The 23,898-nt window shown below is 71.3% G+C and carries 22 protein-coding genes and 1 tRNA gene; 8 read left to right on the top strand and 15 right to left on the bottom strand.

The annotated features are described in order from the left end of the window. Positions 1-1,047, bottom strand: a complete 1,047-nt coding sequence (locus tag AC6JBM_RS46815) for a sensor histidine kinase (protein ID WP_497980096.1) — start codon at positions 1,045-1,047, stop codon at positions 1-3. Next, the gene (locus tag AC6JBM_RS46820) at positions 1,044-1,673 is read right to left on the bottom strand and encodes a response regulator (protein ID WP_350619699.1); all 630 of its coding nucleotides are present in this window, start codon (positions 1,671-1,673) and stop codon (positions 1,044-1,046) included. Before AC6JBM_RS46820 ends, AC6JBM_RS46815 begins: the two co-directional genes overlap by 4 nt. Before the next feature lie 26 nt (positions 1,674-1,699). On the opposite strand from AC6JBM_RS46820, the gene nhaA reads away from it, so the two are divergent. After that, positions 1,700-3,607 carry a Na+/H+ antiporter NhaA gene (gene nhaA, locus AC6JBM_RS46825; RefSeq protein ID WP_497980097.1) on the top strand — a complete coding sequence of 636 codons (1,908 nt, stop codon included), beginning with the start codon at positions 1,700-1,702 and terminating at the stop codon, positions 3,605-3,607. Here the strand turns inward: nhaA and AC6JBM_RS46830 are convergent. Next, positions 3,561-3,866 carry a hypothetical protein gene (locus AC6JBM_RS46830; protein WP_497980098.1) on the bottom strand — a complete coding sequence of 102 codons (306 nt, stop codon included), beginning with the start codon at positions 3,864-3,866 and terminating at the stop codon, positions 3,561-3,563. The genes nhaA and AC6JBM_RS46830 overlap by 47 nt on opposite strands. Next, positions 3,863-4,546, bottom strand: coding sequence for a sigma-70 family RNA polymerase sigma factor (locus tag AC6JBM_RS46835; protein ID WP_497980099.1), 684 nt, complete (start codon positions 4,544-4,546; stop codon positions 3,863-3,865). Before AC6JBM_RS46835 ends, AC6JBM_RS46830 begins: the two co-directional genes overlap by 4 nt. A gap of 98 nt (positions 4,547-4,644) precedes the next feature. Between AC6JBM_RS46835 and AC6JBM_RS46840 the strand changes: the two genes are divergently transcribed. Next, a tRNA-Arg gene (locus tag AC6JBM_RS46840) sits at positions 4,645-4,717 on the top strand. A 661-nt stretch (positions 4,718-5,378) separates the two neighbouring features. Here AC6JBM_RS46840 and AC6JBM_RS46845 read toward each other — a convergent pair. Together AC6JBM_RS46845 and AC6JBM_RS46850 are read right to left on the bottom strand one after the other, a co-directional pair. Beyond that, positions 5,379-7,976 (bottom strand): lamin tail domain-containing protein, encoded by a 2,598-nt coding sequence (locus tag AC6JBM_RS46845; protein ID WP_497980100.1) that lies wholly within the window; start codon positions 7,974-7,976, stop codon positions 5,379-5,381. A 60-nt stretch (positions 7,977-8,036) separates the two neighbouring features. Beyond that, positions 8,037-8,849, bottom strand: a complete 813-nt coding sequence (locus AC6JBM_RS46850; RefSeq protein ID WP_497980101.1) for an SDR family NAD(P)-dependent oxidoreductase — start codon at positions 8,847-8,849, stop codon at positions 8,037-8,039. Positions 8,850-8,897: 48 nt separating this feature from the next. On the opposite strand from AC6JBM_RS46850, the gene AC6JBM_RS46855 reads away from it, so the two are divergent. Together AC6JBM_RS46855 and AC6JBM_RS46860 are read left to right on the top strand one after the other, a co-directional pair. Continuing rightward, positions 8,898-9,236: a winged helix-turn-helix transcriptional regulator gene (locus AC6JBM_RS46855; protein WP_433080962.1), complete on the top strand. Its 339-nt coding sequence runs from the start codon at positions 8,898-8,900 to the stop codon at positions 9,234-9,236. A 71-nt stretch (positions 9,237-9,307) separates the two neighbouring features. Next, positions 9,308-10,045 (top strand): CPBP family intramembrane glutamic endopeptidase, encoded by a 738-nt coding sequence (locus AC6JBM_RS46860; RefSeq protein ID WP_497980102.1) that lies wholly within the window; start codon positions 9,308-9,310, stop codon positions 10,043-10,045. A gap of 54 nt (positions 10,046-10,099) precedes the next feature. Here the strand turns inward: AC6JBM_RS46860 and AC6JBM_RS46865 are convergent, their stop codons facing one another. The 4 genes from AC6JBM_RS46865 to AC6JBM_RS46880 form a co-directional block, all read right to left on the bottom strand. Then, positions 10,100-12,040, bottom strand: coding sequence for a glycosyltransferase family 39 protein (locus tag AC6JBM_RS46865; RefSeq protein WP_497980103.1), 1,941 nt, complete (start codon positions 12,038-12,040; stop codon positions 10,100-10,102). 63 nt (positions 12,041-12,103) lie between these two features. Further along, the gene (locus AC6JBM_RS46870) at positions 12,104-12,823 is read right to left on the bottom strand and encodes an enoyl-CoA hydratase/isomerase family protein (RefSeq protein ID WP_497980104.1); all 720 of its coding nucleotides are present in this window, start codon (positions 12,821-12,823) and stop codon (positions 12,104-12,106) included. Then, complete coding sequence (locus tag AC6JBM_RS46875) at positions 12,817-14,286, bottom strand: glutamate-cysteine ligase family protein (RefSeq protein ID WP_497980105.1); 1,470 nt, start codon at positions 14,284-14,286, stop codon at positions 12,817-12,819. The genes AC6JBM_RS46870 and AC6JBM_RS46875 overlap by 7 nt, the downstream gene beginning before the upstream one ends. 486 nt (positions 14,287-14,772) lie before the next feature. Further along, the gene (locus AC6JBM_RS46880; RefSeq protein WP_497980106.1) at positions 14,773-15,099 is read right to left on the bottom strand and encodes a hypothetical protein; all 327 of its coding nucleotides are present in this window, start codon (positions 15,097-15,099) and stop codon (positions 14,773-14,775) included. Between the two features lie 470 nt (positions 15,100-15,569). On the opposite strand from AC6JBM_RS46880, the gene AC6JBM_RS46885 reads away from it, so the two are divergent. After that, positions 15,570-16,175, top strand: a complete 606-nt coding sequence (locus AC6JBM_RS46885; protein WP_497986695.1) for a GNAT family N-acetyltransferase — start codon at positions 15,570-15,572, stop codon at positions 16,173-16,175. Here the strand turns inward: AC6JBM_RS46885 and AC6JBM_RS46890 are convergent. Continuing rightward, a complete protein-coding gene (locus tag AC6JBM_RS46890) occupies positions 16,063-17,202 on the bottom strand; it encodes a helix-turn-helix domain-containing protein (protein ID WP_497980107.1) in 1,140 nt (379 codons plus the stop codon). The genes AC6JBM_RS46885 and AC6JBM_RS46890 overlap by 113 nt on opposite strands. A 428-nt stretch (positions 17,203-17,630) precedes the next feature. Between AC6JBM_RS46890 and AC6JBM_RS46895 the strand changes: the two genes are divergently transcribed. From AC6JBM_RS46895 to AC6JBM_RS46905, 3 genes are read left to right on the top strand one after another with little or no spacing between them, the layout of a single operon-like run. Next, the gene (locus AC6JBM_RS46895; RefSeq protein WP_497980108.1) at positions 17,631-18,776 is read left to right on the top strand and encodes a helix-turn-helix domain-containing protein; all 1,146 of its coding nucleotides are present in this window, start codon (positions 17,631-17,633) and stop codon (positions 18,774-18,776) included. Positions 18,777-18,781: 5 nt separating this feature from the next. After that, positions 18,782-20,014, top strand: coding sequence for a hypothetical protein (locus AC6JBM_RS46900; RefSeq protein WP_497980109.1), 1,233 nt, complete (start codon positions 18,782-18,784; stop codon positions 20,012-20,014). Positions 20,015-20,055: 41 nt separating this feature from the next. Continuing rightward, a complete protein-coding gene (locus AC6JBM_RS46905) occupies positions 20,056-20,577 on the top strand; it encodes a GNAT family N-acetyltransferase (protein WP_497980110.1) in 522 nt (173 codons plus the stop codon). Here AC6JBM_RS46905 and urtE read toward each other — a convergent pair. From urtE to urtB, 4 genes are read right to left on the bottom strand one after another with little or no spacing between them, the layout of a single operon-like run. Further along, entirely contained in the window at positions 20,559-21,254 is a 696-nt protein-coding gene (gene urtE, locus AC6JBM_RS46910) for an urea ABC transporter ATP-binding subunit UrtE (RefSeq protein WP_497980111.1), read from the bottom strand. The two genes, AC6JBM_RS46905 and urtE, sit on opposite strands and share 19 nt — an antisense overlap. Then, complete coding sequence (gene urtD / locus AC6JBM_RS46915) at positions 21,241-21,999, bottom strand: urea ABC transporter ATP-binding protein UrtD (RefSeq protein WP_497980112.1); 759 nt, start codon at positions 21,997-21,999, stop codon at positions 21,241-21,243. Before urtD ends, urtE begins: the two co-directional genes overlap by 14 nt. Next, positions 21,996-23,015: an urea ABC transporter permease subunit UrtC gene (gene urtC, locus AC6JBM_RS46920; protein ID WP_497980113.1), complete on the bottom strand. Its 1,020-nt coding sequence runs from the start codon at positions 23,013-23,015 to the stop codon at positions 21,996-21,998. Before urtC ends, urtD begins: the two co-directional genes overlap by 4 nt. Then, positions 23,012-23,884 carry an urea ABC transporter permease subunit UrtB gene (urtB, locus tag AC6JBM_RS46925; RefSeq protein WP_497980114.1) on the bottom strand — a complete coding sequence of 291 codons (873 nt, stop codon included), beginning with the start codon at positions 23,882-23,884 and terminating at the stop codon, positions 23,012-23,014. Before urtB ends, urtC begins: the two co-directional genes overlap by 4 nt. Between the last annotated feature and the right edge of the window lie 14 nt (positions 23,885-23,898).

The following is a 23,898-nucleotide window of genomic DNA, read 5'->3' on the forward strand; positions in this document are numbered from 1 at the left end:
TCAAGGCTGCTGGCGCTCCCGCTCCCGCACATCTGCCGAACGGGAGAGATCGGCGCGCACTTCCCACCTGCCGTCTCGCGGTCCCGCGCTGAACGTGCCGCCCACGGCCTCGACTCGCTCGCGCAGCCCGTCGAGCCCGTGGCCACCGCTCGGCCGCGTGCCCGATATTCCTGATATGTCCGAAATCACGGTGAGCAGGGCGTTCTCGCTCAGTGCTATGGCCACTTGGCCATTGGCGTGTCGGCGGGCGTTCGTCAGGGCCTCGATCACCACGTGGTAGGCCGCGTTGCCCGCCGCCTCGGGCAGCTCGACGCCCGGGGCTATCGACAGCGTCGCCGCCGGGCCGAAGCGCGACACGACACCGGGCAGGTCGGCCAGGCCGGGCAGGCGCGCGGGCGCGGCGTCGTCGCGCAGGGCGGCCACCATGTCGTCCATCGCCGCGAGCGCCCGCTGCCCCGAGGCCTCGATCCGCTCGTAGGAGTCCGCGGCGGGCGCGACCCGGGCCGCCTGCGCCTCGAGCACGATCCCGGTGACCTCGTGCGCCACGAGGTCGTGCAGGTCCCGGGCCAGCTCCAGCCGCTGCGAGCGCTTGGCCGCGGCCAGGGCCCGGGCTCGCCGCGCGTCCCCGGCCCGCAGGAAGAGCCCGAGCCCGGCGGCGGCCACGGCGCACGCGAACGCGGTGGCGACCACCAGCACGGACGCGTCGAGCCGGTGGTTCGGCTGGTGGAGGGTGACCCGCAGCGGCAGGACGGTGACGGCGAGCGCGGCGAGGGCCGCGACCCACCGGCCCGCCCGGGCGGTGCGCGTCAGCAGGATGAGCAGCGGGGTGAACTCGAAGATGAACCAGAGGCCCGGCGGCTGCGGCGGACCCCGATAGATCACGGTCACGGCGACCGAGACCGCGGCCGCCCAGAGCGCGAGGGAGGGGCGCACGGCCGCCGCCACGGCGAGCATGGCCGCGACGCTCACGAGCACGCCGTCGGCGCGGGTGAACGGCAGCCCGCACAGCACCGGGACGATCAGCAGCAGCAGCCAGAGCGCCCTCACGGCGCGACGACCCCGTGGTTCCAGGCCCAGACCGCGATGCCCACCCGGTTGCGGACCCCGAGCTTGCGCTGGACCGCGGCGACGTGCGTCTTCACGGTGCCGGCCGAGATGAACAGCTCCGCGCCGATCTCGGCGTTCGTGCGGCCCGCCCCGACGTGCGCGGCGATCTCCAGCTCGCGCTCGGTCAGCGGCTCCGGCGACTCCGGGCGCGGGCCGGACAGGTGCCGCAGCAGCTTGACCGTGATCGCGGGGCTGATCAGGCTCTCGCCGGAGACGGCGGCCCGGACGGCCTCGGTGAGCAGGGCCGGGCCGGAGCGCTTGAGCAGGAAGCCGGCCGCCCCGTTGCGCAGGGCCGCGTACACGTACTCGTCGAGGTCGAACGTCGTCACGACCACGACCCGGGTGGGGCCGCCGGCCAGCTCGCGGGTGAGGGTGAGCCCGTCCATGCGGGGCATCCGGATGTCGACCAGCGCCACGTCGGGCCGCTCGGCGCGCACCAGCTCCAGCGCCTCGACCCCGTCGGCGGCCTCGCCCACGACCTCGATGTCGCCCGCGGCCCCGAGGATGCGCCGCAGCCCGTCGCGCACCATCGCCTGGTCGTCGGCGATCACCACCCGTATGCCCACGATCATTGAGCCTAGACTTTGCCGATATGGCCGACCCGTCGTCCGAAGGCGGCAAGTCCCTCTGGCGCCGCGACATCGCCGCACCGCTGCGCAGCTTCATCGCGACCGAGTCCGGCAGCGCGGGAGTGCTCGTGGCCGCCATCGTCGCCGCGCTGGTCTGGGCCAACGTCGACGCGGAGGGGTACGAGCGGTTCTGGCGCACCGAGCTCGCGCTCAAGGTCGGCGGCTGGGAGCTCGCCCACGATCTGCGGACCTGGGTCAACAGCGGGCTCATGACGCTGTTCTTCCTCGTCGTCGGCCTGGAGGCGCGGCGCGAGCTGGACCTGGGCGACCTGCGCGACCGGCGCCGGTTCCTGCTGCCGTTCGCGGCCGGGGTCGCGGGCATGGTGCTGCCGGTCGGCATCTACCTCGCGTTCAACGCCGGCGGCGCGGGCGCGCACGGCTGGGGCGTGGCGATGTCGACCGACACCGCGCTGGCGCTGGGCCTGCTGGCGCTCGTCGGCCGGGGCGTGCCCGAGCAGGCCCGGATCTTCCTGCTGACCGTGTTCGTCGTCGACGACCTCGTCGCGCTGATCGTCATCGCCGTGGCGTACTCCGAGCACATCGCGGCGATGCCGCTGCTCATGGCCGTGGCGGTGTTCGGTGCGCTGCTCGGCCTGCGCGCCCTCGGGGTGCGTTCGGGGGCCGTCTACGCGCCGTTCTGCATTCTGCTGTGGTACTTCCTGCTGCGCTCCGGCGTCGACCCCGTCGTCGCCGGCCTGGCCATCGGCCTCACCGCGACCGCGTACACCCCGGCCCGGGGCGCCCTGGAGGCGGCGAGCGGGCTGTTCAAGCTCTTCCGCGAGCAGCCGACGGCGGAGCTGGCCCGCTCGGCGTCGCTGGGCCTGACCCGCACGCTGTCGCCGAACGACCGCCTGCAGCGGATGTACCACCCGTGGAGCAGCTACGTGATCGTCCCGCTCTTCGGCCTGGCCAACGCCGGCATCCCGATCGACGGGGCGTTCCTGACGAAGGCGTTCACCTCGCCGGTGACGCTCGGCGTGCTCGCCGGCTATGTGCTCGGCAAGCCGGTTGCCGTGGTCAGCACGTCGTGGCTGGTCACGCGCCTGTCCGGCGGCCGGGTGCGGCCCGGGGCCGGGTGGGCGGCGGTGCTCGGCAGCGGCACGATCGCGGGCATCGGCTTCACGGTGTCGCTGCTGATCGCCAGCCTGGCGTTCACGGGCGACACGCTCGCCGAGGCGAAGCTGGGCGTGCTCGCGGCGGCGGTGCTCGCGTCGCTGCTCACCTGGGTGGTGTACCGCGTGACGGCGCTCATGCCCAAGCACCGCCGGGCCCGGGCACTGCTGGGCGAGGCCGAGGTGCTCGTGGACCTCATCCCGCCGGTGGACGTGAGCGTCGACCACGTGCGCGGGGCGGCCGGCGCGTCCGTGACGATCGTGGAGTACGGCGACTTCCAGTGCCCGTACTGCGGCCAGGCCGAGCCCGTGGTGCGCGAACTGCTCTCCGACGCCGACCTGCGGTACGTGTGGCGGCACCTGCCCTTGACCGACGTGCACCCGCAGGCCCAGCTGGCGGCCGAGGCGTCCGAGGCGGCGGCCGAGCAGGGCGCCTTCTGGCCCATGCACGACCTGCTGCTCGACCACCAGGACGAGCTCAAGCCGATGGCGCTGGTGGCGTACGCCGAGCAGCTCGGCCTGGACCGCGAGCGCTTCCACAAGGATCTCATCCGTCACGCGCACACGGCCCGGATCGCGCAGGACGTCGAGTCCGCCGACCTGAGCGGCGTCGGCGGCACGCCCACGTTCTTCATCAACGGCCAGCGCCACTACGGCGCCTACGACCTGGCCACCCTCACCGAGGCGGTGAAGGTGGCCCGCGCCCGCGCCCTCATCGGCACGTCCACACGTATGCCGTCGAACCGCTCTGATCGTTAGGCACCTCGCCCGCGATCGTCCGCCCGTCGTTGCGGATGCCGTCGGCGGTCAGGTTCGGGAACACCCCGTCGCCCCGCGGCACGGTGAGCGCCTGGAACCGCCCGTCCGAGGCCCACACGACCGGAACGTAGAAGCCGTTCCGGAACAGCCCGCCGGCCACCGTGCCGTCCTCGTCGATGCCGTTCACCCGCGCGGGCGTGTCGTAGGGGGCCGGCACCTCGAGCTCGACCGGCGGGGAGTCCGCGCTCGCCCAGGTCACCGGCTTGCCGGCGACGGTGCCGGCGATCTGACCGCGGTCGTTGATGCCCGCCGCGGTCGCGTGCGCCCGGCCAGCTCCTGGAACCGGCCGTCTCGCTCGGTCCAGGCGACGCCGTCCTTCTGGTTCTCGTCGGCCCAGCGGGTGCCGACCACCGCCCCGTTGGCGTTGACGTCCGCCGCGTACAGGGCCCGCGGGTCGAGCGGGTGCGCCTCACCCCGACGAGCCGGCGCATGGCCGCCAGCCCGCGAGCACTGGCTCTTCACCGTGCCGGGGGAGCAGTTCAGGATCGTGGCCACCTCGTCGACGGGCAGGTCGCAGAGGTACCGCAGGACGAGCACCGCCTGCTGTCGCTTCGGCACCCGAGCGAGCGCCGCCCGCACGGCCAGCGCGGTCTCGGACTCGCCGTCGACCGGCGCCTGAGCCGGCTCGGGCGTCCGGTCGAACAGCCGCACCCGGGCCCAGGGCCGCCGCCGCTCGTCGAGGAACGTGCGCACGAGCATCTGCCGCACGTACTGGTCGATGTGCTCCATCCCACTGACCCGCGCCCAGCGGCGGTAGAGCTTCTCGATCGTGAGCTGCACGATGTCGTCGGCGTGGTGCTCGTCGCCGCACAGCAGGAACGCAAGCCTCCGCAGCGGCGCGGTCCGCCCCGTGACGTACTCGACGTACTCGTCTCGCATCGGTCGGACTGAAACGAGCGGGGCCCGGGGCAAGGTTGCACGGATACGCGATTTCGGTCGATGCCATGGTTCCCCTAGACTCGGAGCAGCAGCACAACGGCCTCGTAGCTCAGGGGATAGAGCACCGCTCTCCTAAAGCGGGTGTCGCGCGTTCGATTCGCGCCGGGGCCACCTCTTCGGCGGCCCCTGCTTCGCGGCGGGGGCCGCTTGCCGGGGGCTTCGGTGGGTCTTCGCGCTCGCTTCGCTCGCTCCCCAGCGGGGGGCTCCGCCCACCCGCACCCCCCCGGGGGCTGGCGTCCGTGTTGCTGGCGGTGATCGCGCCGGGGACGGTTCGGGGGTTTTTCGCGCTCGCTTCGCGCTCGCCCCTCAGCGGGGGGTTCACTCTCGCGGACCTCCCGAGGCCGACGCTTGCGTCGCGGGGCGGGGTGTGGTGCCCGGGGGTGCTCGCTCCCGAGTAGCGGCTTCGCCCACCGGCACCTCTCGGGCTGGCGTTCGCGCTGCGGACGGTGGGGCGCCCGACGACGGTGAGCGGTCTCGTGTTCTCTGCGATCGCCGACCGCGCGAGGTGCGTCCGATCGGTGCGGCGCTGTTGGGGCGTTCGACTTCTACGGTGCTGCCGAAGGGCGGCGTCAGAGATCGGCGTGGTTGCGCTGGCTGCGGTCATGATCGAAAAGTCGGGCACTCCATGCCACGACTTTTCGGACTTATGCCCCGTCAGGAGAAAAATGCGATATGTCGTGGCGCGGAGCGCCCGACATATCGGGGGATGTGACGAAACGGCCCCCGACACCCGGTCGGAGGCCGTTTCTCTATGTCTGGCGCGCGCGGCCGTTCAGCCGGTGAAGGACTCGCAGCGCGCGCCGGAATTGGTGTTGTTGCCGCGGCCCGGGTGGGCGGCGTCCGTGCCCGCCCCGCAGTCCACGGTGTCGTTGCCGCTGCCCGACGTCACCGTGTCGTCGCCCGCGCCCGCGGAGATCACGTTGTTGCCGTTGCCGGCGTCGATCGTGTCGCGGCCCGAGCCGGTCGTGATGGTGTCGTTGCCGGACTCGGTCAGGACCGTGTTGTCGCCGTCGCCGGCGCGGATCACGTTGTTGCCGCCGCCGGCGTCGATCCAGTCGTTGCCGTCGGCCGTGGTGATGGTGTCGTTGCCCGGGCCGGTCGTGATGCAGTCCGTCCCGCCGTTGCCCTCGACCACGTCGTTGCCGCCGCGGCCCAGGATGAGGTCGTTGCCCGCGGTGCCGGCCAGGCGGTCGTTGCCCGTGGCACCGACGATGACGTTCTGCACCGCGATCCCCGCGCAGGCCGAGGCCGGCTGGCTCGCGGCCCGGACCTGGACCGGGCCGGTGGAGGAGATGCCGGTGAGCGTGTCGTCGTACGTCACCGAGCCCCCGGCCGCGACCGTGAGCAGGATCGGCTGCGACTTGACGGAGACGGTCACGACGGCCGGCTCGCCCGAGCGTGTGGAGACGGTGCCCGCACCGAGCACATAGACGCCGGCGCCCAGGGCGATCGTCGAGGAACTGCCGTCGAGGCGCACGAGCAGCGCAGCGGTGCCGGCGCCCACCGTGAAGGTCAGGCCCGGCGACACCGTGACCGTGCGGCCCGCCCGGTCGAGGATGCGCCCGCCGGTGAAGTCGTCGCCCGCGGTGTTCGGATGGGGGTCGACCGCGTCGTAGATGCCGTCGTCGTCCGCGTCGGGGTCGAGCACCGTGCAGGCGATGGTGCCGGCCCGCAGCGCGTGGCCCTCGTCGTTGGTGTCGTCCGACCACCAGACGCGCTTCTGGCCGGCCACGCACTCCGACTGCGGCGCGATCTGGAAGCCCTCGTTGTTGTAGTTCGGCATGCCCGCCGGGCGCTCGTAGACCTTCGTGACCGCGAGCTTGCCCGAGGCGTCCACGTCGAGCGTGGCCGTGCGGCCGCCGCAGGTGTCGTCGCACACGGCCCAGATCGGGCCCGTCTCCGGCTCGTACTGCAGGTCCATCACGCTCACGAAGCCGCTCGCGATCGTGGCGACCCGGGTGTACGACCCGTCGTCCGACAGCGCGTACGCGTAGATGGACCCGTTCGCCTCGAGCCCGACGAGGAACAGCCCGCCGCCGTGGTTCGGGTAGGTCGCGGGGTTGTACGCCGCGCCCGTGTGCTCGTCGCGGAAGCCCTTCGCGGTCAGGTACGAATCCGGGACGAAGGTGATGCCCTCCAGGCCGCTGTTCGCGGCGACCGGCGGCAGGTCCGCGGTCAGGTTCCACTCCCGGGTGATCGCGCCCGTCGCCGGGTCGAAGCGCTCGACGGCGGGCCGGCTGACGCCGCCGTTGCTGTTGTCGCGCTCGGTGGAGATGTAGACGGCCCCGTTCGCGAGGGTGACGCCCTCGGCGTCGGGGTCGCCGGTGCCGCTCGGGTAGTGCAGCACGTAGGTCGCGGCCGGGTTCCACTGGGTGCCGTCCCAGCTCAGGCGGTACAACGTGCCCGGTCCGTTCTTGACGGCCCAGAGCGAGGAACCGTCGTAGGCCAGGCCGCTCATGTTGCCGCCGAGGACGTTGGCGGCGTCGACCGTCGTCACCGCGGAGCCGCCCGGCCAGGGCAGCGCCGGCGTCTGGCCCGCGCACGCGTTGGCGGCGCCCTTCGTGCTCGCCGTCGTGGTGGCGAAGTCGCCCGTGCCGTCGGGGCAGCGGCCGAAGGTCGTGGCCGCGTGCGCCGTCCAGGAGTAGGAGTCGACCAGCGCCCCGCTCGCCGTGAACAGCCGCGCGGAGTCGGCGCTGCCCAGCCCGAAGGCCGATTCGACGTCGAACGCGACGAAGGCGCCGCCCTGGATCGACACGGCCCCGATGGTGAAGACGTGGGTGTCGTCGTTGTCCTTGAGCACCCAGCCGGAGAGGTCCACCGCGGCGGAGCCGGTGTTCGTGAGCTCGATCCAGTCGCCGGGGGTGCCGCCGTTGGACTCGACCTCGTTGATGCGCACGATCGCCGTGCCGGGCTCGCGGCAGTCGTTGGCCGCGCCGCGCGTCGACGAGGCGGTCGTCACGAACGCGCCCGACCCGTCGGGGCAGCGGCCGTAGGTGGTGGCCGCGTGCGCGGTCCACGAGTAGGAGTCGACGAGCGTCGTGCCGTCCGGCAGGTACAGCCGCGCGGAGTCGGCCGCCCCCAGCCCGAACGAGCTCTCCACGTCGACCGGCAGGAAGGCGCCCGGGCCGATCGTGGTCCCGGCGGCGATCGTGAAGACGTGCGTGTCGTCGTTGTCCTTGACGATCCAGCCGGACAGGTCCACGGCGGCGGGGCCGGTGTTGACCAGCTCGACCCAGTCGCCCGGCGTACCGCCGCTGGACTCGACCTCGTTGATGTGGACGGTCGGCGCGTCGGCGGCCTGGGCGGCGGACACGCTCAGCCCGATCAGCAGCAGCGGCGCCGCGGCGAGCAAGAGGAGTTTGGTGCGCACGAGCGCAGCGTCGGGTACCAGCGCTAACCCCGCGTGAACGGTGCGCGAACGGCCCGGAGGTCAGGCCGTTCGGGGGAGGCCGTCCACCACCGCCCGCAGGCGCGCGGCCGCGGCCGGGTCGAGGGTCGGCAGCGACGGCGGCAGCGTCCGGCCGCGGTCCAGCGCCGTGAGCTGGGCCGCGGGCGGGTCGTCGACGAGCGCCACGATCGGGGCGGCCGACTCGGCGACCGGGCGGGCGGCCACGCGGGCGAGCAGGCCGAGCGCGACCCGCAGCGGCGCGCTCAGCGGCGTGCGGTCCCCGCTGTCGGTGAAGCCCGGGTGGTACAGCACATAGCGCGCCTTGCCCGAGTACCCGGCGCCGAGCAGGTCGTTGAGCCGGCCCGCCTGCAGCTGGGCGCGCACCATCGAGTAGCCGGCCCGCAGCTGCAGGTCGTCCCACGCGATCTCGCCCTTGGTCACGCCGACCCCGCCGACGTTCACGATGACCGGCCGCGGCGCCGCCTCCAGCACCGGGCGCAGGCCCTCGGCGAGGCGATGGCGGGCCAGGAAATACAGGGCGAAGGTGTACTCGAGCCCCTCCGCCGTCTCCCGCCGCGCCGGACTGACCCGGTTGGCGCACAGCACGAGCGCGTCGAGCGCGGTCAGCCTCGCGTTCAGCTCGCCGAGCACCTCCCGCACGGCCGCGCCCGAGCTCAGGTCGGCCGGCAGGAACTCGACGCCGGAGGGCAGCGTTCGCCCCTTCTCCGCGTTGCTGCCGATGACGAGGACACGGTCGCCGCGCTCGTGCCGGGCGAGCGCGGTCGCCCGCCCCATCCCGTCGGTCCCACCGGCGACCACCACCGTCTTCGGGCTCATGCCACTCATGCCGCTCATGCCCTCCATCTCAGTACGCTGGCGGCAGGCGCGTAAGGAGGCACTTCAATGTTGGATACGCACACCCGTGTGCCCGTGGCCGAGTACGACGCCTGCCCGGTGACCGGCATCGTGCGCCGCATGGGGGAGCGCTGGACGCTGCTGGTGCTCTCGTTGCTGGCGCGGCGGGCCTACCGCTTCAACGAGCTGCACCGGGCGATCGAGGGCATCAGCCAGCGGATGCTCACGCGCACCCTGCGGACGCTCGAGGCCGACGGGCTGGTCGAGCGGACGGTGTTCCCGACCGTGCCGCCCTCGGTGGAGTACCGGCTGAGCCCGAGTGGCGCGGCGCTGATGGACTCGCTGGCGCCCCTGATCGACTGGGCGGTCACCAACAGCGGACGGTAGGGCCTGCACTACCCCGAAGACTACGCCCAGCGGGATGGGCCGGCCGCACGCGATTCCATAGCGTCACGTCTATGACGACGACCGTCCTGACCCGAGCCGGGGCCGCACCCCGGACCAGGCTGAGTTGGCCCGCGGTCCTCGCGTTGCACCTGCTCCCGGCGGCCGTGACCTTCGCGGTCGCGCTCGCGCTCGGGCCGGTCGTACGGGCCTGGCACCTGCCGCCGCAGTTCGCGCTCACCCTGGCCTTCGCGTTCGTGCTGACCCCGATCGAGCTCGGCCTGCTGCTGCGCGCGGCCGGCTGGTCCTGGCGCGGACTGCCCGGCATTCTGGCGTTCCGGCGGAGGCTGCCGCTGCGGCTGTACCTCACGATCCTGCCCTGCCTGACCGCGATGGCCTTCGGCCTGGTCGTCCTGCTCGCGCCCCTGGAGCACCGCATCCTCGACGTCTACCCGGCCGCGTGGCTGCCGCCCCCGGACTCCGGCGCGTTCCCGGCCTCGACCATGGTCGCCACGCTGCTGTTCGCCCTGGCCGTCGACGGGCTCGTGAACCCGGCGGTGGAGGAGCTGTACTTCCGCGCGTACCTCCTGCCGCGGCTCCCCGTGCGCGGCGTCCTCGCGGTCGTCACCTCGGCCGGCCTGTTCGCGGCCCAGCACTACTGGCAGCCCGAGCGGTTCCTCCTCGTCTTCGCGGCCCAGCTCCTCCTCATCGCCGTGATGCTGCGGGTGCGCAGCGTGCGGATCAGCATCGCCGCCCACTGCCTCACCAACAGCCTCGCGATCCTGCTGGCGCTGGCCGCGGTGCTCCGATAGGCGAAGCCCCGCCGGGCGAGGGTTCCGGCGGGGCTTCGCGGTTGGGAGAGGGGTTCAGCTCGTGAGGTCGAAGAGGGTGGTGTTGCCGATCGTGGTAGCGGTGTAGTTGGCCTCGACCCAGGCCGCGATCTCCGCGCTCACGCTGCTCCCGCCGTTGCTGCGCCCGCCGAGCCCCGAGCCGCCGATGAAGTAGTGGATCTTGCCTTCCCGCACGTACTGCTGGAACTGCGCGAGGCTCGGCGCCGGGTCGCTGCCGTTGAACCCGCCGATCGCCATCACCGGCAGCTCGGTCGCCAGCTGGTAGCCCGAGGCGTTGTTGGAGCCGACCGCCGCGGCCACCCAGGCGTACTTGGCGCTGTCCTGCCGCAGCGCGGCGACCACCTCGGAGCTCGGGGTCGTGGCGTTGAGCAGGCCGCCCATGCCGCCGCCCCCGCCCATGCCGCCGCCGCCCATGCCGCCGCCGGTGAAGCCGCCTCTGAAGGTGCCGCCCCCGCCGCCGGGGAAGCCGCGGCCCCCGCCGCCGAAGCCGTTGCCGCCCGCGACCGCCGGACCGGCGGTGACGATCGAGCCGGTGTGCGCGGTCGCGGCCGTGTTCAGCGAGTAGGCGATCGGGCCGCCCAGGACCGCGAACAGGGCCAGGGCCGCGGCGGCCAGGCGCAGGCCGCGGCCGAGCTGCTGGCTGAGCAGGATGCCGGCCGCGCCCAGGGCCCCGGTGGCGAGCACGGCGACGCGCAGCCACGGGTGGAAGTCGGTCGCGCGGTTGAGCAGGATGTACGACCACACGGCGGTCACCGCCACGGAGGCGCCGAGCACCAGCAGGGCGTACAGGTCGGAGCGCCGCCGCCACAGGGTCGCCGCTCCCATGCCGGCCAGCGCGCCGATCGCCGGGGCCAGGGCCACCGTGTAGTAGTCGTGGAAGATGCCCTGCATGTAGCTGAACACGAGCGCGGTGGTGACCAGCCAGCCGCCCCACAGCACGTAGGCGGCCTTGCGCGCCGACCAGACCAGGCCCGCGACGGTGAGGATCAGCGCCGCCGGGAGCAGCCAGGACGCCTGGCCGCCGGTCTGCCCGTCGAGCAGGCGCGACCACCCGGTCTCACCCCAGCCGCCGCCCGCGCCGCCGCCACCGCCGACGCTGCCGGTCTCGTTGCCGGTGAGCCGGCCGAAGCCGTTGTACCCGAGGGTGAGCTCCAGAATCGAGTTGGTCTGCGATCCGCCGACGAAGGGCCGCCACGACGCCGGGGTGAGCGACACGACCGCCACCCACCAGCCCGCCGAGACGATGACCGCCGCGCCCGCCACGAGCAGCTGCACCAGCCGGCGCACCCACCCGGTCGGGGCGAAGAGCAGGTAGGCCAGGCCGAACGCGGGCACCACGAGCAGCGCCTGCAGCATCTTCGTCAGGAACCCGAAGCCGACCGCGGAGCCGGCGAAGACCAGCCACCAGGTGTTGCCGCGCTCGATCGCCCGCAGCATGCCGTAGACGCCCGCGACCAGCAGCAGCATGAGCAGCGCGTCCGGGTTGTTGAACCGGAACATCAGGGTGGCGACCGGCGTGGTCGCGAGCACCGCCCCGGCGAGCAGGCCGGCGGCCGGGCCGTGCCAGCGGCGCACGGTGAGGTACAGCAGCCAGACGGTCGCGACCCCGATCAGCGCCTGGGGGGCGAGGACGCTCCACGAGCTGAGCCCGAAGATCCGCACCGCGAGACCGGTGACCCAGAGGGCGGCCGGCGTCTTGTCGACCGTGATGAAGTTCGAGGCGTCCGAGGATCCGAAGAACCACGCCTTCCAGCTCTCGCCGCCGGCCTGGGCCGCGGCCGCGTAGAACGCGTTGCCCCAGCCGGACGCGCTGAGGTTCCACAGGTACAGCCCGCCGGTGGCGAGCAGCAGGAGCACGAGCGCGGGCCGCACCCAGACGGGATCGCCGGCCCGCGTCTCGGCCCGGGCCGCGGCGGGCGCCGGGGGCGCGGCCGGCGGGGTCAGCGTGGTTGTCATGCCCCTTACGCTGCGGCTCGACCCTTCCGGCGGCGTGGGGAGAAGCTGTGGGCCGGCTGTGAGTCAGGTCCAGCTCGGCGCCCGGCGTTCCCGGAAGGCGCCGATGCCCTCCGCCATCTCGGCCTCGTCCTGCTCCGGAACCGCCAGACCGCCCAGGACGGCCTTCGCGGCGCGCAGGGTGAGCCGGGAGCGGGACGCGATCGTCGCGGCGAGGTCGTCGACGGTCGCCGCCAGGGCGTCGTCCGGGACCACGAGGTCGGCCAGGCCCCAGCGCTCGGCGGCCCGCGCGTCGAACAGGTCCGCGGTGTAGAGCAGCAGCTTCGCGCGGGCCGGGCCGACGAGCGCGGCCAGGCGGCGGGTCGGCACCGGCGGGTACACGATGCCGAGCTTGGCCGGCGTGACCCCGAAGCGCGCCGACTCGCCCGCGACCCGCAGATCGCAGGCGACGGCCAGCTGGCAGCCCCCGCCGACGCAGAAGCCGTCGATGCGCGCGATCGTCGGCCGCGGGAAGTCCGCCAGGGCCCGCTCGGCCGCGACCGCCACGCTGTCGTCGCCGGCCCGGGCGATCGCCGCGGCCTCGGTGAGATCGGCCCCCGCGCAGAACGTGCCCCCGGCCCCGGCCAGCACCAGCACGCGCACCGAGTCGTCCTTGGCGAGCGTGTCGAGGATCTCGGGCAGGGCGGTCCACATCGCCGCGCTCATCGCGTTGCGCTTGGCCGGGTTGGTGATCACGAGGGTGGCGAGCGGTCCGTCCTGCGTCAGGACGAGCTCGCCGGTCACCATTCGTGCACGGGGATGTTCGAATGCATCCTCGGAAGGTACTCCGCGAGCAGCTTGCGCATGGTGTCGTCCCGCTGCACCGGGCCGCTGCCCTCGATCGCGTGCGCGGCCTCGACCAGCCAGGCGGCGCCGTTGCGCTGGGCGAGGCAGCGGTGCTCGATGATGCCGAGCAGCCGGTCGCGGTGGTGCGGGTCGACGCCCCAGTCGTCGAGGCCCTCGTAGGCCAGCGGCAGCAGCCGGCGCAGCACGAGTTCGGTCACCGGGACCGAGCCCAGGCCCGGCCAGAACACCGAGGCCTCGATGCCCAGGCGCGCGGCGGTGTGGAAGTTCTCCTCGGCCGCGCCGAACGACATCTGGGTCCACACCGGCCGGTCCTGGCTCGCGAGCCGGTGCACGAGGCCGAAGTAGAACGCGGCGTTGGCCATGCTGTCCACGACCGTCGGGCCCGCCGGGAGCACCCGGTTCTCGACCCGCACGTGGGGCCGGCCGTCGACGACGTCGTAGATGGGCCGGTTCCAGCGGTAGATGGTGCCGTTGTGCAGCTTGAGCTCGCCCAGGCGCGGCGCCTCGCCGCGCTCGAGGGTGTCGAGGGGGTCCTCCTCCTCGCAGATGGGCAGGAGGGCGGGGAAGTACCGCACGTTCTCCTCGAACAGATCGAAGATCGAGGTGACCCAGCGCTCCCCGAACCAGACCCGCGGCCGCACGCCCTGGCTCTTGAGCTCCTCCGCGCGCGTGTCGGTGGCCTGCTCGAACAGCGGGATGCGGGTCTCGCGCCACAGCTCCTGGCCGAACAGGTAGGGCGCGTTCGCCCCGAGCGCCACCTGCACGGCCGCGATGGCCTGGGCCGCGTTCCAGTACGACGCGAACTGCTGCGGCGTCACCTGGAGATGGAACTGCACGCTGGTGCAGGCCGCCTCGGGCGCGATCGAGTCGCACCGCACGTGCAGCCGCTCGACCCCGTCGATGGCGATCATGAGATCCTCGCCGCGGGCCGCGAAGATCTGCTCGTTCAGCAGCGCGTACCGCGGATTGGCCGACAGCACGTCGGGCGTGAGCAGATCGCGGCGCAGCGTCGGCAGGATCCCGATCATCGCGAGCCGGGTGTCGACCTGGGCCGCGTGCTCCTCGGCCGCGTTGAGGCTCTCCCGCACCTGAGCCTCGAACCGAGCCAGCCCGTCCCCGGCGAGCCTCTGCGGCGGCACGTTGATCTCGATGTTGAACTGGCCCAGCTCGGTCACGAACGCCGGGTCGGCGAGCGTGTCGAGCACACGCTGATTGCGCAGCGCGGGGTCGTAGTGCTCGTCGACGAGGTTGAGCTCGATCTCGAGGCCGCTCATGCCGTCGCCGGCCTCGAACGGGTTCTCGGCGAGCATCCGGGCGAACGCGTCCAGGCAGCGGCGGACCTTGTCGCGGTACCGCATCCGGTCTTCCCGGCTGAACACGGTCGACTCGACGTCCTTGCCCATGGGGGTACACCTCCGCGTGGGGAAGCCGTGCCCTCTGGCATACCACGATGCGCGCTTTTTTACTCCTGCCCGTCCGGCTCGAGCCACTCGTGCAGCCGAATCCGCTCGTACCAAGGTCGGGCAGGTGACCACGTCGGCCACGATCGGCACCCGGCAGACCAGGCTGAACACCGGCGATCCGCGGCAGCGCCGCTCCAGCTGGCGGAAGTTGGCCACCCGGCGCTCGGCGTCGGTGAGGGGCTGCATGATGCCGAGCCTCGATCCCGTCGCGGGCCGCCCGGGCGACGAACAGATAGTCGGGCGTCCTTGGTCCAAGTGTGCCTCGGTCGGCTGAGTTGCGCCGAGAGGCTTCTCCGGGGCCGAGACGAGCGGGTGCTGAGGGCGAACACCCGGCCCGGGTCGCCTCGACGGCGCCGCAGGTAGCTGCCGAGGTTTCGGCGAGGGGCGGCCGTCGCGGGGCCCGGCCGCCCTGGATTCCGGCGAAGTTCAGTGGGCGCTCAGGAACAGGAAGATCATGCCGGCGAACAGGACCGCGCCGAGCAGGGTCGACCACACCGCCGCGCGCACCTTGGCCAGGGCCAGGTTCCATTCACTGCGGGCCACCTCGCGGGTCGAGCTCAGCCAGTTCTTGAGCAGGTAGATCGCGGCCGTGAAGGCAACCACGGTGAGCGCGGGATAAATTGGGGCGTCCGCGCCGTTCACTCCCGGGTCGCTCGCGCAGCCGCCGAGTGCCAGTACGGCGTTGAACGCCCAGAACCCGATCGCAACACGGCGATTGTTTACTCGGTGCCTGCGGCGGGCTAGGTTTGACATGGGCCATTCCTCCTCAGGAATCGGTTCCAATCGGCCCGTGGTGCCTGGTCCTTGCCGGGAGAGGGCGCCACGGGCCTCGGGTAATCATGTTTCCGTCGAACTGCCCCCGAGGCAGCTCGTCCGGTGAAGCTGCTTCAATTAGGCATGATCACGCTGGTTACCGCCAGGAAAGTTGGTTGTACCGTCCAACGGTTTTGATCAGTGCGTTCCACTGAATCGAGCGCGACACTCAAGCTCTGGAATTGCAGGCCGCCATGCCTCGGCCAATACCGAACTTGCACGGCCGAGGCGACCCGCTCCAGGCCCGCGTACGCACCGGCAAAGCATCCGACGGGTCTGGCTGTACGTCGATCACGACCAGCCGTCAGTGGTATTCAGCCGACTTGACTGAATATTCCAGGCACGAGCTGAACAAAAACTGCTCTACCTGAAGTGGTTTTTCGTCGACGAAACCGGCCGGATGGGCCATGATGGCCAGCGTGCTGCTCGAACGCATCCGTATTCGTACCGCGCGGCGGCGAGATGTTGACAGCCTCAAGGCCGCTTTTCCGGACGAGCACCCTGAGCTGATCGACGAGCACCTCGCCAGCCAGGAGGCGGCGACTGGACTGTTTCGCGTGGCCTGGCGACGTCGGCGACCGGTGGGACGGGTGTTCCTGCGACTGGATGAAGCGGAGGAAGAGCCCCTCCGTAAACATCTGCCCGGCGTCCCCGTCTTGAGCCAGCTTCGCGTCGCGAGGGCATACCAGAACCAAGGAATCGGTACCCAGCTGATCATGAACCTTGAGCGGGCCGCGGCCAGACGGGCCCGAACGGCCCTGGCGCTGGGTGTGGGCCTCGACAACGAGGACGCCCTGCGCCTCTACCTTCGCCTGGGCTTCCGCGAGTGGGACTACGGCATCGTCAGCACGCGCGCGGCGCCAGAGGGCTGCAGGCCGGAATTCGAGGACTGCATCATCCTGTTCAAAACCCTTCCTCACCGGGTTCGGGCGACTCATGCAGACGCACCGCACTGTCCGTCCAGTCCGGCGTCACGACTTTCCCTCGGACGATTTGGACCGATGTTAGGAGGCTGAGGGTGTCGTGCCGTTGCAGGCGTTCGATGACATAGTCACCATTGCGTTCCCGGAATCGCTCGTCGGTCAATGACCGCACGGCACCTTCGGTCCCCCGACCGTACATTCCGTTGAAAATCGTTACCGTGTGTTTCCGATTGTACGGATTCGGAGCGCGGAAGAAGTGGGCGACGTCCTCGATAAGCTCGGCTCCGTTAGGGCCCTGGATGATTTTCGGCGCATAGCGCTGCGGTCCGCCGCTGTGGCGGACCTGAAACGCCGCGTCAACCTCATCGCTCTCGCGCGGCATCTGCGTCACCGGTACATCGAGCCGTACCAGCAGCGTGCGCGTCAGGAGGTTCCAGTCGACGCCTCCAAGCAGCACAACATGCGCAACGATGTCGTCGGATTCGAGCACATCTTCCGCTCGCACTTTCACCACGCTCAAAGGGTTCAAGGCGCGAATATGACCGTGCAGCTCTATGAGCGCGCCAAGATCGGCCAGCGTGTACGACTCACTGAAGTCCGGCTCGCCGGGCCTGGTGAACGGCATCCGTTCCCGCATCGAGGCCGGCAGCCGTGCGCACACGATGGTGATCGGACCACCGTCGGCGAAGTGGAGGGGCCCCCGCCGCAGCCGACGGACGTCCTCGTCGAGCGCAGCCGCCGGCAGGGGAAACACAGCGCCGACACGCGTGCTGTCCGCCGCCTGCCGCAGTCCCAGCAACTCCTGTTCCAATTCGGCACAGCGCTGGCGGCCATCCTCGTCGAGCAGGCGCGCATCAAGCAATCTGAGCCGTTTTCCCTCGACCGAATTTTCCGTGCAGAAAAGGACCGCGTAGTCGCGAATACGGACGACCGGCGGCAGAGCCGGGGCCGTCGAGGATTCCCACGAAGACACAAGCGACGACGTCACTCCGAGCGCCTTCGACAGCTCGGCCTGGGTGATGGGAGCGAGCCCGCCGATGCCCTTGAGCCTGAGTTCTTTGAGCCGTTCGGCCAGCGCAAATTTTGGATGATGCTGTGGCTCCACGATGGTCCCCAACACGAATGGAAGCCAACCGACCTACGCGTCGGCCGTTGAAACGGAAAGCCAGCCTAGCAGGCCGCCGGCAGATGGCCAATGGCCGCGCGGGCCACCGGTTCCGGCTCGCGCGGTTCGACAGCCGACGATCCGGCCCACCGCGGAACCGAGCAGCGGCAGGAACACGGCGACGGCGAGAACGCCTCTAGCCACCAAGGCGGGACGTCCGCCGAGTAGCCGGAACTAATCGAACACTTCCATCGAGCTTCGTCTCCTCACGCCGGCAACCGGATCTCAGGGGCGATCTTGAAACCGATTGTCGAGAGGCATTCCCGATGTACAATAGGTCGGCCGCCGGTCCGAGGCCGCCGACATCGATGGCGACCCGAGCGCTACGTCGTCTTCGTGCACTGACCGAAACTGGGCGAAGTTCGGCGAACGAAGGTGAGCCGGTGCAGCCGACTGAGACGCCACCGAATCGCGCTCTGGCGCGCTACCTTCGTGACCTTCGGAAGCGTCACTGGCCGCAAATTCAGGTCACCCAGCGCCAGATCGCTGAAGCCCTGGGCGGCGTCAAGCCGCTGAGCCTGTCCGTCATCTCCTCGTGGGAGCACGACCGCACTCCGGTCACACCGCCCGAGGGTCGCCTCGCCGGCTACGCGCGCTTCTTCGCCACCCGCCGCTCGATCGACTCCGACCCCGCGCGGCTGCTCGACGAGGACGAGCTCACCGACGAGGAGCGCGGCAACGAGGACGCCATCCACGCGGCGCTCGCGCGGCTGCGCACCCCGGAACCCAGCGACACCGGGGCGTCCGCGGCGGCGAACCCGCAGGCGGTGCTCCGCGACGGCGGCGAGATCCCGCTCGGCCCGGATGACACCATCGGCGGCGGGACCTGGTACTTCGGCCCCGACGCCAAGCGCATCGTCATCGTGTGCGCGCGGCTGCCCGAGGACCTGCGCGAGCGGATGCCTTACGCGCACAAGAGCGACCCGGACTACGTGCGCGCCTATACGTATGCCGACGCCGACTCGGTGATCGAGCTCCTCGGTCACATCCGGGCCGTCAACCCCACCGCCGACGTGCGCATCCGTACCCACGACCGGCTGCTCGCCGACGACTACCACAGCCACCTGGTCCTGCTCGGCGGCATCGACTTCAACCCGGTCACCCGCGAGCTCGTCCAGGCCTTCGCCGACCTGCCCGTGCGTCAGCACGCCCGCAGCGCCGAGGAGGACAACGGCTACTTCGAGGTCGGCGGCCGCTGCTACGCGCCCGTCGTCGAGGTCGACGAGGAGACCGGCGCCCGCACCCTGCTCGAGGACGTGGCCTACTTCTTCCGCGGCCCGAGCCCCATAAACGTCAAGCGCACCGTGACCTTGTGCAACGGCATGTTCGGCCGTGGCACCTACGGGGCGGTCCGCGCGTTGACCGACCGCAACTTCCGCAACCGCAACGAGGACTACCTCACCAAGCGCTTCGGCGAGGCCGTCAGCTTCAGCCTCCTGTTCCGTGTCACCGTCTTCGCGGGAGAAACCTTGACGCCAGACTGGACCGTCGCGCGTAACCGGTTCCACGAGTGGCCGGACGCGGAGTGAGCGGGATGAGCACCATCGCCGACCAGCAGCTCCTCGACCACGAGTGCCTGCTGTCCTCCGGCGAGACCCTCGGCCTCGTGGGTCGGCGGCTTGACGCGATCATAGTGCCAAGCGGTCGCCCGGCCTCCTCCATCGTGCACGCCGCAGGGCTGGCCGAGGAACTCAACGCTCCGCTGCTGGTGCTGGCCAGCCGCCAGGCCCGCGCGGATGCGATCGTCCGGGAGATCGAGGACAACGGCATCGTCGCCGACGTCGTGGCGATCGACGTCGACAGCGTGCCGAAGCGGATGCCGGCGCTGGAGACGGCCGGCCTGCTCGACCGCACCCTGTTCCGCAGGGGCACCGACGTGAGCATGAAGCGCAACCTCGCGCTGTTGCTGTCACGGGCCATCGGCTGGCGGCAGGTGATGTTCCTCGACGACGACATCACTGTGCCCGATGCGCTCGACGTACGCCGGGCCGCCGCCCTGCTGCCCACACGCGCCGCCGTCGGGCTGCACATCGGCGGCATGTGGGACAACTCGGTGGTCTGTCACGCCCGGCGCGAGCTCGGCGACCGGCAGGGCACATTCATCGGCGGCGGGGCACTCCTCGTGCCCGTGGACCGCATCGACGGGGCGTTCTTCCCCAACGTTTACAACGAGGACTGGTTCTTCCTGCTCGACGAGGCCGGCATCCGTTCGGTCGCGCGAACCGGCCTGGCGCTGCAGCAGTGGTATGACCCCTTCGTCAACCCGGACCGGGCGCGCGGCGAGGAGCTCGGCGACACCCTTGCCGAGGGGGTCTTCGCCGCGCTGAGCCACGGCAAGCTCGAAGACGCGCTGCGGCCCGGCTACTGGGTCGACTTCCTGCAGGTCCGCCGCCGCCTCATCACCGATCTGCTGCGCCGGGCCGAGGCGACCGAGCCGGGTGAGCGGCAGATCCATTTGATCACGGCGCTCAAGGCCGCCCGCGGCCGTTCGTTCCTCATCGAGCCGTATGCGTGCGCCCGCTTCCTACGTGCCTGGGAACGCGACCAGGCCTCCTGGCGCCGGGCCATGGAGAACATCAACGCCGACCTCGGAATCCTTGGCGCGGTCGGCCACTTCAGCCTTCATCGGTCGGCCAATATCCGGCTCAACCGCGGAGGGCCGGCACCGCGCGAGCCTCGCCTGCGTCAGCGACGTATGCACCTCGACTTCGCCGACCGGCAGCGTGACAGCGTCCGTGAGCACCGGCTGGCAGTCACCGGGCGCTGAGGCCAGGATTCCCAAAGGTCTGGAGTCCGGCGTTGGGCAGTGTGCCGGCAAACGCGGGGGTCGTTGTCCGCCCGGCCCGCAAGGCAGACCTGCCCAGGCGCGTCGCCGCCTTCGAGCAGCGCCGCTACTTCGCCCGATGCCTGGCCCGCCAGTTTGAGCTTGGCATCCTCCTGGCAGCCGTTACCGCCGAAGAGGCCATAGTCGCCAGCACCTACCTGCGCCTGGCCCCGGCCGAGGAGTGGCAGCTGCGCGAGTGGCTGCCCAAGGTGCCCGTGCTCTCGCACGTGGAGGTTGCGCCGGACTACCGCGGCAACGGCGTGGGCACCGCCATCATCCAGGCCGCCGAGGCCGAGGCCCGCGCCCGTCAGCGGCACCGGATCGTGCTCGGCGTCCGGCCCGGCGACCGGGCCGCCTACGGCCGCTACGAGCGGCTGGGCTACGCGGACTGGGGCCGCGGCCGGATCAACGCCCTCGTCGTCGAGTACGACGACGAGGGCGTCCGCAGTGTCGGTACCGAACCCTGCCTCATCATGATCAAGAACCTTCAGACCGTGAGCAGCTGACGCACGGACGGGTCCTGGAGGTCCTCGCGCGTGCCCGTGCGCACCACCTCCCCGGCGTCGAGGATGACGAAGGCGTCGGCCAGGCGCAGGGCCAGGTCCAGGTACTGCTCCACCAGCAGCACCGCCACGCCGGTCTCCTTGTGCAGGCGCTCGATCGCGTCCTCGATCTCCAGGATCACCGACGGCTGGATGCCCTCCGTCGGCTCGTCCAGCAGCAGCATCGACGGGCGCGTGACCAGCGTCCGGGCCATGGACAGCTGCTGCTGCTGGCCCCCGGACAGGAACCCGGCCTTGTTGCGCAGCAGCGACTTCAGCGCCGGGAACACGTCGAGGGCCTCGTCCAGCGAGGACTTCGTCGCCTTCGGGGAGGCCTCCAGCACCACCCGCAGGTTCTCCCACACCGTCAGCTGGGGGAAGGTCTCGTGGCCCTGGGGCGCGTAGCCGAGCCCGAGCCGCACCCGGTCGTACGTCTTCAGGCGCGTGATGTCCCGGCCCTCGAAGGTGATGCGGCCCGTGCGGACCGGCAGCACGCCCATGACGGCCTTGAGCAGCGTGGTCTTGCCGACCCCGTTGCGCCCCATCACGCAGGTCAGCGAGCCCGCCGGGACGGTCAGCGACAGGTCGAAGAGCACCTGCGCGCGGCCGTATGCGACATCGACCGACTCAATTTTCAGCATCGACAACCTCCCGGCGGGCCCGGCCCAGGTAGACCTCCTGGACCCGGGGATCGGACTGCACCTGCGCCACCGTGCCCTGGCGCAGCAGGCGGCCCTCGTGCAGGACCGTCACGACCGAGGCGAAGCGGCGCAGGAAGTCCATGTCGTGCTCGATGACCACGACGGTGTGGGTCTGCGCGACCTCGACCAGCAGCCGGCCGGTCCGCTCGCGCTCCTCGCGGCTCATGCCCGCCACCGGCTCGTCGAGCAGGAGCAGGCGGGGCTGCTGGACCAGGAGCATGCCGATCTCCAGCCACTGACGCTGGCCGTGGGAGAGGACGCCGGCCTTGCGCTCGACCAGCTCGGCCAGGCCCGTCGTCTCCAGCACCCGGGCGACGTCGTCCGGGTAGCCCCTGCGCCGGCGCAGCAGCGAGAGCATCGGGCGCCGGAACGTGGCCGCGAGGTCGAGGTTCTCGCCGACCGTGAGCTCCTCGAACACGACCGACGTCTGGAAGGTACGCCCGATGCCCGATCGGACGATGCGATGCTCGCGCTGCCCGAGCAGGTCGCGGCCGTCGAAGGTGATCCGGCCCGACGCCGGCCTGGTGCGGCCCGTGACGCAGTCGATGAGCGTGGTCTTGCCGGCGCCGTTGGGGCCGATCACGAACCGCAGCTCGCCCGGCTCCACCGCGAAGTCCAGGTCGGTGATCGCCCGGAAGCCGTCGAAGACCACGTTCAGGCCTTGCACCTCGAGAAGAGGACTCATGCCGACCGCCTCCTCAGCCGCAGACCCGCCAGGCCGCGCGGGGCCCAGACCATCACGGCGATGAAGAGCGCGCCGACGAGGTACTTCCACCCCGACGGCCACGCCTCCGACAGCGACGTCTCCGCGTAGTTGTAGAGCAGCGCCCCGGCGACGGCGCCGACGATGGAGTAGCGCCCGCCGATCGCGACCGCGATCACCATCGCGATCGAGGGCACGACGCCGAGGTCCGCGGGCGAGATGATCCCGACGACCGGCACGAACAGGGCGCCCCCGATGCCGGCCAGGGCCGCCGAGAAGGCGTACGCCACGGTTTTCACGATCGCGGGGTCGTAGCCGAGGTAGCGCACCCGGTCCTCGCCGTCGCGGATCGCGACGAGCAGCTTGCCGAACCGGCTCTCCTTGAGCTGCCACGCGGCCAGGAAGACCACCGCGAGCGCCCCGACCACGATCAGGTAGACCAGCCGCGCGTTCGCCTCGTCGTAGAGGTCGAGCCCGAAGAAGAACTGGATGTTGGTCAGGCCGTTGGTACCGCCGGTGAGCCCCTGCTGCCCGACGAGCAGGATGACGAACGCGGCGGCCAGCGCCTGCGACAGCACCGCGAAGTAGGCGCCCCGCACCCGCTGCCGGAAGACGAGCAGCCCCAGCAGCACCGCCACCACCACGGGCAGCACGACCACCATGGCCAGCGCGAAGGCCGGGTTGGCGAACGGCTTCCACAGCACGGGCAACTTGTCGACGCCGCTCCACACCATGAAGTCGGGCAGGCCCGCGGAACCGGCCTCCCGCAATTTCAAATGCATCCCCATGGCGTACGCGCCGAGGCCGAAGAAGACGCCCTGGCCCAGCGTGAGCATGCCGCCGCGGCCCCACGCGATCGCGATGCCGACGGCGACGATGGCGAAGCAGAGGTACTTCCCGAGCAGCTGCAACCGGAAGGGGCCGAGCACGTTCGGCGCGACGAGCGCGAGCACGGCGAAGGCGGCCAGGAACAGGGCCGGGCCCAGATACCGTCTCATTGCAGCGCCCGTGAGCGCAGGACGAAGAGGCCCTGGGGCCGGGCCTGCAGGAACGCGACGATCACGGCGAACACCACCACCTTGGCGAAGCTGGCGTTGGTCCACAGCTCGACGTAGGCGTTGAGCAGGCCGAGCGCGACGGCGGCGAGGACCGCCCCGCGCAGCTGGCCGAGCCCGCCGGCCACGACGACCAGGAACGCGTCGACGATGTAGTAGGTGCCGATCTGGGGCCCGACCGGGCCGATGAGCGTGATCGCCACGCCCGCCAGCCCGGCCAGCCCGGAGCCGATGAAGAAGGTGAGCTGGTCGACCCGGTCGGTCGCGACCCCGCTGACCGCCGCGAGCTGGCGGTTCTGCATCACCGCGCGCATCTTGCGGCCGGCGGGCAGGCGGGTGAGGTACAGCCAGATCCCCACGACGCCCGCGGTCGCCAGGGCCATGATGAACAGGCGGTTGTAGAGGATGTCGACCCCCGCCGCCTTGAACCCGCCCGTCAGCCACCCGGGCGCGCGCACCTGCACGTTCGGCGCGCCGAAGAGGTCGATGGCCAGCTGCTGCAGGATGAGGCTCACGCCCCAGGTCAGCAGCAGGGTGTCGAGCGGGCGGCCGTAGAAGCGCCGGATGAGCAGCCACTCCAGCACCAACCCCATCGCGCCGGCGACCAGGAACGCGATCGGCAGCGCGACGGGCACGGCCTGGGCGCCGGCGAAGGACTGGACCATGTACGTGGTGTAGGCGCCGGCCATGATGAACTCGCCGTGCGCCATGTTGATGACGCCCATCTGCCCGAAGGTGAAGGTCAGGCCGAGCGCGATGAGCAGCAGCACGGCGCCGATGCTCAGGCCGGTGACGAACTGGTTCGCGATCATGGCCGGCGCCCCCT

The sequence above is a fragment of the Dactylosporangium thailandense genome (assembly GCF_059739745.1).